A 12283-nucleotide genomic window follows, 5' to 3' on the forward strand; every position below is an offset into this window, starting at 1 on the left:
TCACAGCTCCTGGGCCAGCGCGGCGCGCTGGATCTCGGTGAGGTCGGCCGTGCCGGCGACGGCGAGGTCGAGCAGGGCGTCGAGCTCGGCACGGTCGAACGGCGCGTGCTCGGCGGTGCCCTGCACCTCGACGAAGGTGCCGGCGCCCGTCGTCACGACGTTCATGTCCGTCTCGGCCCGCACGTCCTCGACGTAGGGCAGGTCGAGCATCGGGGTGCCGTCGATGATGCCGACGCTGACCGCCGCGACCGAGTCCGTGAGGACCTTCCTGCCGCCGGTGACGTGGCCGTGGCGGGTGCCCCACGCGACGGCGTCGGCCAGCGCCACGTACGCGCCGGTGATCGCCGCGGTGCGGGTGCCGCCGTCGGCCTGCAGCACGTCGCAGTCGAGCACGATCGTGTTCTCGCCGAGGGCGGTCACGTCGACGACGGCGCGCAGCGCGCGGCCGATGAGGCGGGAGATCTCGTGCGTGCGGCCGCCGATCTTGCCCTTGACCGACTCCCGCTGGCTGCGGTCGTTCGTGGCGCGGGGGAGCATCGCGTACTCGGCGGTGACCCAGCCCTCGCCGGACCCCTTCTTCCAGCGCGGCACGCCCTCGGTGAACGACGCGGTGCACAGCACGCGGGTCTTGCCGAACTCGACCAGCACGGAGCCCTCGGCGTTCTCGGTCCAGCCGCGGGTGATGGTCACCGGGCGGAGCTGGTCGGGCGTGCGGCCGTCGGCGCGCAGGGCGGCCTCGGAAGCGGGGGAAGTCATGCCGCCACCCTATGCGAGCGCCCGCCCGGCCCGTCCGGCGCCGTGGGCGGGTGCGGGGCGGCACGTAGGGTTGTCCGGTGCAGCTCACCGCCACGGACCTCGCGTTCGCCTACCCCGGCCGCCCGGTGCTCGACGGCGTGAGCCTGCGCGTGTCCGACGGCACCCGGCTCGGCGTGGTGGGGGAGAACGGCTCCGGCAAGTCGACGCTCCTGCACCTGCTCGCGGGGGACCTGCACCCGGCGCGCGGCGCGGTGCGCCGGCGCGGCACCGTCGCGCTGGTGGAGCAGGAGCTGGCCGCGGGGTCCGGGGAGACGGTCGGCGACCTGGTGCGCAGCACGCTCGCCGGGCTGCGCGCGCTCGCCGCGGAGATCGAGAAGGAGGCCGCGTCCTTCGACCACGAGACCGGGGACCTGCGCCGCCTGTCCGGGCTGCTCGCCCGCGCGGAGCACCTCGCCGCGTGGGACGCGGACCGGCGGGTCGACGTGGCGCTCACCCGCCTGGGCGCCGTGCGCGACCTCGACCGGCGCCTGGACACGCTGTCCGTCGGGCAGCGGTACCGGGTGCGTCTGGCGTGCCGGCTCGCGGAGCGCGCCGACCTGCTGCTGCTCGACGAGCCCACCAACCACCTCGACGACTCCGCGATCGAGTTCCTCACCGGAGAGCTGGTCGCGTGGCAGGGCGGCGTCGTCGTCGTGACGCACGACCGCGAGCTGCTGGACGACGTCGCCACCGCCATCCTCGACCTCGACCCGTCGATGGACGGCAAGCCGGTGCTCTACGGGCAGCCTGGCTACCTCGCCTACCGGTTCGCCAAGAACCAGGCGCTGCACCGGTGGCGGCAGCGCTACCGCGCCGAGCAGGAGCGCGCCCGGGTGCTGGCCGAGCGCCTCGACGCGTCCTACGAGGGGCTCTCCGACGAGTGGCGACCGGCCAAGGGGTCGCAGAAGCATCGCCGCGCCACCCGTGCCCGCATCCACGTCAAGGCCGCGGACCGCCTCGTGCAGCAGCTCGAGGCGGAGGCCGTCGAGGTGCCGGTGCCGCCGGCACGCCTCGCCTTCCCGGACCTGCCGTCCATGTCGCCCGGGTGGGACCCGGGCGACCCCCTCGTCGAGGTCCGCTCGCCCCGGGTGCTGGCCGACGACGGCGGCGTGCGGCTCGACCTGCCCGGCACGCGCGTGGTGGTGCCGCCGTCGGGCCGGCTGCTCGTCGTCGGTCCGAACGGCGCGGGCAAGTCGACCCTGCTGGCCGCGCTGGCCGGCCGGGTGGCGCTCGCGCGCGGCAGCCGGACCATGACCCCCGGCGCACGCCTGGGCGTCGTGGCGCAGGAGACGGCGCTCGCGGGCCTGACGGCGGCCCCGGTCACGGCGCCGACGTCGCCGGCGGACGGCGAGGACGCGGGGCCGCCGTCGGGCTTCGACGCGTACGCGGCGGAGGCGCTGGAGCTGCTGAGCCGTGGCGAGCTCGACCCGGAGCACGTGGTGCCGGTGGCCGCCCTCGGGCTGCTCGGCGAGGAGGACCTGGAGCGCCCGCTCGCCGAGCTGTCGGCGGGGCAGCGGCGGCGGTTCGAGCTCGCGCGGGCCCTCCTGCACGCCCCTCATCTGCTGCTGCTCGACGAGCCCACGAACCACCTCTCGGTGGACCTCGTGGACGAGCTGACCCGGGCGCTGATCGCCACGCCCGCCGCCGTCGTCGTCGCGACCCACGACCGGCGCATGCGCGCCGACCTGGCGGACTGGCCGGTGCTCGACCTCGGCGCCTGATCGGCCGGGCCGACGCGCTGGCGGGCAAACGGGCAGGCACAGGTCTAGACCACTGCGGGAATCTCTGACAGGGTGCGACGTGCATCAGAGTCGATCGAGAGGGTCAACATGTCAGCGCTGCCTGTTTCCCGTCCGTCGCGCCGCACCGTGCTCGCCGCCGGGGTCACGGTCCCCCTGCTCGCCGGGCTCGGCGTGCCGACGGCCTCCGCGAGCCCCGGGGCACGGGTCGTCCCTACGGCCCCGCCCCTGCTGCCGGCGCCCCAGCGATATAGCCCCGGGGGGCCGGGCCTGCCGATCGTCGCCGCCCGACGCATCGCGCTCGTCGGCGACGAGGCCGACATGCTGCGGTCCGAGGCCGCCCTGCTCGCGCGCGACCTCCGGCTCGCGGGACTGCTCGACCATCACCTGGAGGTCCTGACGACGGCCCGGCCGCGCCGGACCGACATCGTGCTCGAGGTCGCGGACCTCCCCGAGGTCCCGCATCCCGAGGGTTACGTGCTGAGCACTGGCCACGGGATCCGGATCTCGGCGCCGTCGCGCGCCGGGGTGTTCAGCGGAACGCGCACCCTGCTCCAACTGCTTCGCTCGGGAGGTCGCCCGGGCGGCGTCGTCGTCGACTGGCCGGAACTGGACGAGCGCGCCCTCATGCTCGACATCGGCCGCAAGTACTTCAGCCCGGACTGGATCAAGGCACTCATCAGCGAGATGGCCTACCTGAAGATGAACACGCTCCAGCTGCACATCTCGGAGGGGCTCGGGTTCGGCGTCGAGTCCGAGACCCACCCGGAGATCGCATCCCCGCAGCACCTCACCAAGGCCGAGGTCCGGGACATCCTCGACTTCGCGCGGGCGCACCACGTGCGCGTCCACCCGGACGTGGACAGCCCCGGCCACATGGACCACATCCTGGCGTTCCACCCGGAGCACCAGCTGGTGCTCCGCGACGGCACCCGGCACCCGGGGTACCTGGACATCAGCCGGCCGGGCGCGCGGGCGCTCGTGCGCGAGATCGTCGAGGAGATGTGCGAGCTTTTCGACGGCACGGTGTTCCACCTCGGCGGCGACGAGTACTTCCCCGCGCCGTGGCAGGGCACCGGGCCGGACGTGATTTCGGACGAGTCGGCCCCGCAGCTCGTCGACTATGCCCGGCAGGTCACGGGCAACCCGGCGGCGACGGCGCTCGACGCCTATGAGGCCTACCTCAACGAGCTCGCCGGGCTGGTCCGCGCGCACGGGTTCACGCCCCGCGTGTGGAACGACGACATCCGCCCGGGCGAAGGGGTGTCGCGGATCGACCCGCGCACGCAGGCGGACGTGTGGATCCGGTGGAACACGAGTAAGCCCACCGCGGCCGACTACGCGGCCGCGGGCCACGACCTGATCAACTCCAACGGTGACTACCTGTACTTCATCCTGACGTCGGAAGGGCTGGGCCAAGGGCCGTACAAGAACCCCCGGGGGATCTACGAGCGGTGGACTCCCCGGACCTTCATGGGCGCGGCTGGCAGCGCCGGTGACTTCGAGCTGCCGGCGGGGAGGCCCGTGGTCGGCGCCCATCTCTCCGTGTGGTGCGACTCGCCCGACGCCATGACGCAGGAGGAGGTCGCGGAGCAGCTGCAGGAATGGCTCCAGGTCTTCGCCCAGCAGGTCTGGGGCTCGCCCCGGCCGGTGGAGTCCTTGGCCGAGCTGAGGTCGGTCGTGCTCTCGGCCGTCGGGACCGCCCCTGCCTGACCCCGGGCCCTGGCCCCGTACAGTCGCGTCCGCACCACGAACCTGTCCTCCGGGACGCACGCGCCCATCGTCGGTTCGCGGGCTGGGTCGCCGCGGCTCCGTGGGACATCCCCTCCTGAAGGACGTCGAGTACTGGGGCATGCTGCGCGACGACCCGAGCGCGATGGAGACCCTGTTCGCGGTCTTCGCCAACGTGCTCGAGCTCGATGACCAGGGCAAGCCGGTGATCGAGAAGGACGCCGAGCGGCGGGCCGCGGGCGTGGCTCCACCGGTACTGCACCGGCCGGTTGCCCGAGGGCGAGGCGGATCGCGAGGCCTGGGAGGTTGCGCTCCACCGAGCGCGGCGCGTGCGGCACTTCCCGGCCGGTCCCGCCCTCGCGGGCACGGTGCCCTACCCTCGGCCCGTGGCCACCGACCCGCTCGCCCCCGCCACCCCTGTCGCGCCGGGGCGGGAGGCGCGCGCGCTCGTCGACCGGCACGCGCGCATGGCCGGCGCGGCGCAGTCCGTGCTCGACCACCTCGACGGTGCGGTCGTCGCCGTCGCCGCGTGGGTGCACGACGACGAGCGCCGGCGGGTGCGCGAGGAGCTCGCCCGCATCGACAGCGCCCGCCTGGGCGAGATGACGGAGCGCAACCTGCGCCTGGCCGCCGTCCAGGCGGCGGGGTACCTGACCGCCGCGGACCTGCTCGACGTCGAGGCGCGCGACCTCGCGGCCCTGCCCGGCGTGGGCGACACGACGGCGCGCGGCGTGGTGGCCGCCGTCGCGCAGCTCGCCGGCGCGGCCGCCGGCCTGCAGCCGCTGCGCATCGGGATCGACCGGGCCGGGCTGCCCACGCCCGACGGCGCCGAGCGGCTCCTGGCGCTCCTGCACCGGGTGATGCGGCTGCGGCCGCTCGTCGAGCCGCACCGCACCGCGCTCATCGACTACGCCTCGACCGTCGCGGCCGCGCTGCCGGCGGCGCGCCGCGCCCGCCACGCCGCCCGGCTCTGGCTGGCCCTGCCCGGCACGCGCCGCGCGGCGGCCGCCGCCCTCGCCTCGCTGCAGGCGTGGGACGCCTCGCCCGTCCTCGCCGACCTGCCCGCGACGCTCGACGCGCTCGGCGCCGCCGTCCGGGAGCCCGACCCCGGCGTGCTCGACCTCGCCGCCGACTTCGAGCGGCGCTCCGCCGAGTACTACACGACCCTGGTCGGCATCGTGCCGCAGGCGCAGGACGCCCTCGCCGCGCGCGGGCTCCTGCCGCAGGCCCTCGTCGACCGGGTCGGCGCGCACCCGCTCGACCTCGGCGCGATGCGGGTGTCGCTGCGCGGGTACCAGGAGTTCGGCGCGCGGTTCGCGCTCAACCAGGGCAGGGCGCTCCTCGGCGACGAGATGGGGCTCGGCAAGACCGTCCAGGCGCTCGCGGTGATGGCGCACCTGGCGGCGTGCGGTGAGCGACGGTTCCTCGTGGTCTGCCCGGCGAGCCTGCTCGCGAACTGGGCGCGGGAGGTGGAGCACCGGACCACGCTCACGGCGCACCGCCTGCACGGGGAGGGGCGCGACGCCGCGATCGCGGCGTGGGCCGCCGAGGGCGGCGTGGGTCTCACCAGCTTCGAGGGGCTCCCGGCGGTGCCGACCGACGTGGGCGAGGTGGGCCTCGTCGTCGTCGACGAGGCGCACTACGTGAAGAACCCCCGCACCCGGCGGGCGCGGGCGGTGGGCCGCTGGGCGCGCCTCGTGTGGCGGCTGCTGTTCCTCACCGGGACGCCGATGGACAACAGGCTCGACGACTTCCTCGAGCTCGTGCGGGTGCTGCAGCCGGACCTGGTCGCGCAGCTCCCGGCGCACCTGGGGCTGCTCGGCCCGGACGCGTTCCGGCGCACCGTGGCGCCGGCCTACCTGCGTCGTAACCAGGAGGACGTGCTGGTCGAGCTCCCGGGGATCATCGCCGCCGACAGCTGGGTGGACCTGACCCGCGGCGACGACCGCGCCTACCGCGACGCCGTCGCCGCGGGCAACCTCATGGCGATGCGGCAGGCTGCGTGGTCGGCCGGCGCGCACGGCGACCCCGCCGCCTGCGCCAAGCTCTCGCGGCTGCTCGAGATCGTCGATGAGGCGCGCGACGAGGGCCGCAGCGTCGTCGTCTTCTCCTACTTCCGGGCCGTGCTGGACACCGTGGCCGCGACCCTGGGCGCCCGCGGCGCGCGCGTGCACGGCCCGCTGACGGGCGACGTGCCGGTCGCCGACCGGCAGGGGGTGGTCGACGCGTTCGGCGCCGACGACGGCGGCGCCGTGCTGGTGGCCCAGATCTCCGTGGGCGGGACCGGGCTCAACCTGCAGGCGGCCAGCGTCGTGGTGCTGTGCGAGCCGCAGCTCACGCCCACCGCCGAGGAGCAGGCGGTCGCGCGGCTGCACCGGATGGGCCAGGTGCGGTCGGTCCACGCCCACCGGCTGCTCGCGGAGGACGGCGTGGACGAGCGGGTCGTGCAGCTGCTGGCGGGCAAGCAGCAGGTGTTCGACGACTACGTCCGCACGTCGAGCGTGGCGGCCGCCGCGGTGGCCGCGGTGGACGTCACCGAGGGCTCGCTCGCGCGCGACGTCGTGGCCTGGGAGCAGGCGCGCCTCGGGTACGGGCCGTGGTGGGTGGGCCTGGAGGACGGGGAGGGCGTGGCGGGGCGGGCCGCCGGCGGCTGACGCCCAGGATCAGCCGGCCGCGCGCCCGTCCGGCGCCGCGGGCAGCCGCCGGTCCGCCCACCCCGCCAGGAGCGCGAGCAGCAGGAACATCGCCGCCACGAGGCCGGCGTTCACCAGCGCGCGGCCCAGGCCCAGCTCTCCGACGTCGAGGAACGGGTACGGGTACCAGCCGACGGCCGCGCCCCGCACGAACGTGTAACCGATCCACGCGAGCGGCCCCACCACCGACCAGGCGACGGTCCGGGCGTCCACCCGCGGCCGCGGCCCGGCGAGCAGCCACACGACGACCGCGAGCACGGGCGAGGCCATGTGCAGCAGCACGTTCGACAGCTGCCCGGCCTGCGTGAGGCCGGGCACGGTGCCCGCGAGCACCGTGTTGTAGACGACGCCCGTGACGACGATGCACAGCAGGGCGTCGAGGTGGACGACGCGCAGCAGGCGGCCGTCGCGGGCGGGGTCGAGGGCGAGCAGCACCGACACGACGCCGACGCCCACGTTGGACAGGACCGTGAAGTAGGAGAACAGGCGGACCAGGCGCTCCGCCGTCGTGCCGGCCGCGCCCGGCCCGTCGACGAGGGCGATGACCAGCTCCATGAGGACGCCCCCGAGTGCCGGCAGGGCGACCAGCAGGTGCCCGGCCGACGCGGCCCGACGGCTCACGAGACGCGGCCCACCCAGGCCATCGCCTGCTTCACGATCGTGCCCTGCCCGTGGATCATCTCCGCCTGCACCGTGTCGCTGCAGGCCTCCTCGGGGGTGACCCACGCGAGGTCGAGTGCGTCCTGCTGCGGGCGGCAGTCGCCCGTCACCGGCACGACGTACGCCAGCGACACCGCGTGCTGGCGCGGGTCGTGGTAGGCGGTGATGCCCGGGGTGGGGAAGTACTCCGCCACCGTGAACGGCTGCGGCGACGCCGGGACCTGCGGCAGCGCCACCGGCCCCAGGTCCTTCTCGATGTGCCGCAGCAGCGCGTCGCGCACCCGCTCGTGGTAGAGCACGCGTCCGGAGACCAGCGCGCGCGTCATCGTGCCGAGCGGGGTGACGCGCAGCAGCAGCCCGACGGCGACCACGTCGCCCGAGTCGTCGACGCGCACCGGCACGGCGTCGACGTAGACGAGGGGCAGCTGCGCGCGCACGGCCGCGAGGTCCTCCGGCGTGAGCCAGCCGGCGGGCTGCGGCTCGTCGGGGTAGAACTCGTCGTCACCAGGGAACTCGGCCGTGTCCGTCACAGGTCGTTTCTACCAGCCCGCACCCCGCCCCACCCCGCCGCAGCGCGCGGGGACGGGTGCCCCGGGAATACTGAGGAGCGTCCCGGCGCTGTGCGCAGGAGACCCCCTGATGGAAGGACACCCATGGCCACCGTCGAGCTGACCGACGACACGTTCGAGAAGACCGTCACCGACAACGACATCGTGCTCGTCGACTTCTGGGCCGAGTGGTGCGGCCCGTGCAAGCAGTTCGGGCCGGTCTTCGAGGCGTCGTCCGAGGAGAACGCGGACGTCGTGCACGCGAAGATCGACACCGAGGCGCACCAGCGCATCGCCGCCGCCGCGGGCGTGAGCGCCATCCCGACGCTCATGGCGTTCCGCGAGGGCGTGCTCGTCTTCAACCAGGCCGGCGCGCTGCCCGCCCCCGCTCTCAAGCAGGTCGTCGAGGCCGTCAAGGGCCTCGACATGGACGAGGTGCGCTCGCAGATCGCCGCCGCGAACGACGGCGCCCCGCAGGCCTGATCGCCGCGACGCCGGCACCACGCACGACGGCCGCCCCGGGGCTTCCCGGGGCGGCCGTCGTGCGTGGTGCTCCATGTCGGGGGATCGAACTAGTGTTCGATGCATGGGTCGGCGCAGAACGTACACCGAGGAACTGCTCGCGGACGCAGCGGCGAACGCCACCTCCTACGCGGATGTCCTTCGGTATCTCGGCGTCCCGCTGCGCAGCGGCTCGTACAGTCACATCGCCAAGAGGATCAAAGAGTTCGGTATCGACACGAGCCACTTCACGCGCCAACGGCGTAAGTACACGGCTGAGGTGCTTTCGGCTGCGTCTGCGCAGTCCGACTCGGTCGCCGGCGTCCTTCGTCGCCTGGGGTTGACGCAGACCGGCGGCACTCATGCCCACATCAGCCGGATGCTGAAGAGACTGGAGATCGACACAAGCCATTTCCGCCGCGACCAGGGATCGCGGCGAGTCGGTAGCAGGTTGTCGGCGGCGGACGTCTTGGTCCGTGACCTGTCGGCGACGAGGAGGCGCCCGCCGCACCAGCTGCGCAGGGCGCTGCTCGAGGTCGGCCGGGCGTACGTCTGCGAGGGATGTGGGTGCGACGGTCAGTGGCGGGGCGCGCCGCTCACGCTGCACGTCGACCACATCAGCGGGGAGTTCCGGGACAATCGGGCGGAGAACCTACGCTTCCTGTGCCCCAACTGTCATGCGCAGACGCCGAACTTCGCAGGTCGGTCGCGAGGGCGGCACGGCCCGACGCGTGGTGTGGTCGGCCGCGCAGGCCCTGACGAGAATGCCGCCTAGCTACACTGGCGCCCGCTGGCCGGAGTGATGGAATTGGCAGACATGCGGCGTTTAGATCGCCGTGCCCTCAGGGCGTGCGGGTTCGACCCCCGTCTCCGGCACTCTCGCGAAGACCCTCAGTCGAGGCCGAGGGTCTTGCGCACCCGGGCGACGTGCCCGGTCGCCTTGACGTTGTACTGGGCCACGACGATGGTGCCGTCGGGGTCGACGACGACGGTGGAGCGGATGACGCCCACGTACGTCTTGCCGTAGTTCTTCTTCTCGCCCCAGGCGCCCCACGCCTCGAGCGCGGTGTGCTCGGTGTCGGCGAGGAGGGGGAACGTCAGGGCGTCGCGCTCGGCGAACTTCGTGAGCTTGTCCACGCCGTCGGGGGAGACGCCGACGACCGCGTAGCCGGCGCCCTGCAGGGAGGCGAGCGAGTCGCGGAAGTCGCAGGCCTCGGTGGTGCAGCCCGGCGTCATGGCGGCCGGGTAGAAGTACACGACGACGCCCTTGCGGCCCGGCTCGGCGAGCGCGTCGGCCAGCGAGAAGGTGCCGGTGGTGTGGCCGGTGCCCGTCGCGTCGGGGAGGACGGCGGGCAGCTCGAGGGCGGGGGCGGCGTCGCCGACGGCGAGACGGGTCACGGGGGCTCCTTCGGGATGCGTGCTTGAGGGCTGCGTGCGGTCGCCCGGCGACGGGTCGCGGGCGCGGGCTCGGCGTCGAGCCTAGACTCCCCGGTCGTCTAGCGTGGGGCCCGTGACCGACGCCACGCCCCGCACCACGCCCGACGGCAAGCCGCTGCCCATCCGGATGCTGCACGACCGGCTGCTGGTGCAGCCGGAGGTCGACTCGTCCGAGCGGCAGTCGACGGCGGGGCTCGTGATCCCCGCGACGGCGTCCGGGCCCAAGCGGCTCGCGTGGGCCCAGGTGGTGGCGAAGGGCGAGCACGTGCGCCAGGTGGCCGTGGGCGACCGCGTCCTCTACGACCCGGAGGACCGCGCCGAGGTGGACCTCGGCGGCACCGACTACGTGCTGCTGCGCGAGCGCGACGTGCACGGCGTCACCGAGACCGACGACGACTCGGGCGCGACCGGCCTCTACCTCTGACGGTCGCCGCCCCTGGCGTCCGTGCCCGCCGTCGCTACGGTGGGCCCATGACCGGCGACGACGCCCGACCCGCGGACCCTCTCGACCTGCTCGCGCTCGACGACGAGCTGAGCCCCGCGGAGCGCGCGACGCGCGACCGCGTGCGGGCGCTGGTGGACGAGCACGTCCGCCCGCACGTCGCGGGGTGGTTCGCGGACGGCGTCTTCCCGCGCGACCTGGTGCCCCGGCTCGCGGAGGCGGGCCTGCTCGGCATGCACCTGGAGGGCTACGGCTGCGCCGGCCGGTCGGCGGTCGAGTACGGGCTCGCGATGGCCGAGCTCGAGGCGGGCGACTCGGGGATCCGCACGTTCGTGTCGGTGCAGGGCTCGCTGGCGATGTCGGCGATCGCGAAGCACGGGTCGCCGGCACAGCGCGAGCGGTGGCTGCCGGGGATGGCGGCGGGGGAGACGATCGGCTGCTTCGCGCTCACCGAGCCCGCCGCCGGGTCCGACCCGGCGGCGATGCGGACCACCGCGACCCGCGAGGGCGACGCGTGGGTGCTCTCCGGCCGCAAGCGCTGGATCGGGCTCGCGTCGATCGCGGACGTCGCCGTGGTGTGGGCGCGTGCGTCGGACCCGACCGAGGGCGAGCACAGCGCGGAGGCGCGGCCGCGCGTCCGCGGGTTCCTGGTGCCGACCTCGACGCCCGGTTTCGTCGCGACCCCGATCGAGCCGAAGCTCTCCCTGCGGGCGTCCGTCCAGTGCGACGTCGTGCTCGACGACGTACGCCTGCCGGCCGACGCGATCCTGCCGCTGCACCCGGGCCTGGCCGGGCCGTTCGCGTGCCTCGACGAGGCGCGGTACGGCATCGCGTGGGGCGCGACCGGGGCGGCCCGCGACTGCCTGGACTCTGCGCTGCGGCATGCGGGGGAGCGGGTCCAGTTCGGCCGGCCCCTGGCGGCCTTCCAGCTCACCCAGGCGAAGCTGGTGGACATGGCGCTCGAGGTCTCGCGGGGGCAGCTCCTCGCCCTGCGCCTGGGGCGGCTCAAGGACGCCGGGCGGCTGGAGCCGCACATGATCTCGGCGGGCAAGCTCGCCAACGTGCGGGGCGCGATCGAGGTGGCCCGGACCGCCCGCACGGTCCTCGGCGGCGACGGGATCACCCTCGAGCACCCGCCGATGCGGCACGCCGCGAACCTCGAGTCGGTGCGCACGTACGAGGGCACCGACGAGGTGCACACGCTGATCCTCGGCCGGCACCTGACGGGCGTGCAGGCGTTCCGCTGAGCCGGCGCGCGCGCGACGGGCGGCTGTCGCCGAGGTCACAGACCTGACCGGGCACGACGGTTTCTCGACACGTGCTGACGGCTGGTAATGTTTCACACCGCCGGCGCCATTAGCTCAATTGGCAGAGCAGCTGACTCTTAATCAGCGGGTTCGGGGTTCGAGTCCCTGATGGCGCACCAGCAACGAGGTCCTCGCTCCGCGAGGGCCTCGTCGTGCGAGGACCGCCCGGGCGCGAGCCGTGGGCGTCCTCTGGCCACGCGCCATTAGCTCAATTGGCAGAGCAGCTGACTCTTAATCAGCGGGTTCGGGGTTCGAGTCCCTGATGGCGCACCACCCAGCCCCGTCCGGCATCGCCGGGCGGGGCTTCGTCGTCCCCGTCCGCCTGTCGAGACCACGTCCAGACGTCGTCCAGAGTTCTCCCGGTCGCCCGCGGCACGCACCGGAAAGTTCACCCGGCCTGGGAAACCTGGTGCCCCGGGTGAGCCCGGGC

General features: G+C 74.3%; 11 protein-coding genes and 3 tRNA genes. 10 read left to right on the forward strand and 4 right to left on the reverse strand.

All coding sequences use genetic code 11. The features are described 5' to 3' along the window. On the reverse strand, nt 1-756 hold the full coding sequence (gene rph / locus ACFU9A_RS09595) for a ribonuclease PH (RefSeq protein WP_430574997.1): 756 nt from the start codon (nt 754-756) through the stop codon (nt 1-3). 77 nt (nt 757-833) lie between these two features. Between rph and ACFU9A_RS09600 the strand changes: the two genes are divergently transcribed. The 3 genes from ACFU9A_RS09600 to ACFU9A_RS09610 all read left to right on the forward strand — a co-directional run bounded on the left by ACFU9A_RS09600 (nt 834) and on the right by ACFU9A_RS09610 (nt 6919). Next, nucleotides 834-2516: an ABC-F family ATP-binding cassette domain-containing protein gene (locus tag ACFU9A_RS09600; protein ID WP_430574998.1), complete on the forward strand. Its 1683-nt coding sequence runs from the start codon at nt 834-836 to the stop codon at nt 2514-2516. Nucleotides 2517-2624: 108 nt separating this feature from the next. Continuing rightward, a complete protein-coding gene (locus tag ACFU9A_RS09605) occupies nt 2625-4247 on the forward strand; it encodes a glycoside hydrolase family 20 protein (RefSeq protein WP_430574999.1) in 1623 nt (540 codons plus the stop codon). A 404-nt stretch (nt 4248-4651) separates the two neighbouring features. After that, nucleotides 4652-6919 carry a DEAD/DEAH box helicase gene (locus tag ACFU9A_RS09610; protein WP_430575000.1) on the forward strand — a complete coding sequence of 756 codons (2268 nt, stop codon included), beginning with the start codon at nt 4652-4654 and terminating at the stop codon, nt 6917-6919. A 9-nt stretch (nt 6920-6928) separates the two neighbouring features. On the opposite strand, the gene ACFU9A_RS09615 is transcribed toward ACFU9A_RS09610, so the two are convergent. Both ACFU9A_RS09615 and ACFU9A_RS09620 read right to left on the reverse strand, forming a co-directional pair. Continuing rightward, nucleotides 6929-7579, reverse strand: coding sequence for a Pr6Pr family membrane protein (locus ACFU9A_RS09615; RefSeq protein WP_430575001.1), 651 nt, complete (start codon nt 7577-7579; stop codon nt 6929-6931). Continuing rightward, entirely contained in the window at nt 7576-8148 is a 573-nt protein-coding gene (locus ACFU9A_RS09620) for an NUDIX hydrolase family protein (protein WP_430575002.1), read from the reverse strand. Before ACFU9A_RS09620 ends, ACFU9A_RS09615 begins: the two co-directional genes overlap by 4 nt. Nucleotides 8149-8271: 123 nt before the next feature. On the opposite strand from ACFU9A_RS09620, the gene trxA reads away from it, so the two are divergent. The 3 genes from trxA to ACFU9A_RS09635 all read left to right on the forward strand — a co-directional run bounded on the left by trxA (nt 8272) and on the right by ACFU9A_RS09635 (nt 9543). Further along, nucleotides 8272-8649 carry a thioredoxin gene (gene trxA / locus ACFU9A_RS09625; protein ID WP_430575003.1) on the forward strand — a complete coding sequence of 126 codons (378 nt, stop codon included), beginning with the start codon at nt 8272-8274 and terminating at the stop codon, nt 8647-8649. A gap of 103 nt (nt 8650-8752) precedes the next feature. Next, nucleotides 8753-9442 carry an HNH endonuclease gene (locus ACFU9A_RS09630; RefSeq protein ID WP_430575004.1) on the forward strand — a complete coding sequence of 230 codons (690 nt, stop codon included), beginning with the start codon at nt 8753-8755 and terminating at the stop codon, nt 9440-9442. Between the two features lie 18 nt (nt 9443-9460). Continuing rightward, nucleotides 9461-9543: transfer RNA gene (locus tag ACFU9A_RS09635), tRNA-Leu, on the forward strand. Nucleotides 9544-9558: 15 nt separating this feature from the next. On the opposite strand, the gene ACFU9A_RS09640 is transcribed toward ACFU9A_RS09635, so the two are convergent. Further along, the gene (locus ACFU9A_RS09640) at nt 9559-10065 is read right to left on the reverse strand and encodes a peroxiredoxin (protein WP_430575005.1); all 507 of its coding nucleotides are present in this window, start codon (nt 10063-10065) and stop codon (nt 9559-9561) included. 166 nt (nt 10066-10231) lie between these two features. Here ACFU9A_RS09640 and ACFU9A_RS09645 point away from each other — a divergent pair, with 166 nt between their 5' ends. The 4 genes from ACFU9A_RS09645 (at nt 10232) to ACFU9A_RS09660 (ending at nt 12126) form a co-directional block, all read left to right on the forward strand. After that, entirely contained in the window at nt 10232-10528 is a 297-nt protein-coding gene (locus ACFU9A_RS09645; RefSeq protein ID WP_380326038.1) for a GroES family chaperonin, read from the forward strand. 47 nt (nt 10529-10575) lie between these two features. Beyond that, nucleotides 10576-11793, forward strand: coding sequence for an acyl-CoA dehydrogenase family protein (locus ACFU9A_RS09650; RefSeq protein ID WP_430575006.1), 1218 nt, complete (start codon nt 10576-10578; stop codon nt 11791-11793). A gap of 103 nt (nt 11794-11896) precedes the next feature. Then, nucleotides 11897-11972 (forward strand) — tRNA-Lys (locus ACFU9A_RS09655). A 78-nt stretch (nt 11973-12050) separates the two neighbouring features. Next, nucleotides 12051-12126, forward strand: a tRNA-Lys gene (locus tag ACFU9A_RS09660). The last annotated feature ends 157 nt before the right edge of the window (nt 12127-12283 follow it).

Origin of the sequence: Isoptericola sp. NPDC057653, from assembly GCF_042799955.1 — a bacterium.
Taxonomy (GTDB): domain Bacteria; phylum Actinomycetota; class Actinomycetes; order Actinomycetales; family Cellulomonadaceae; genus Isoptericola.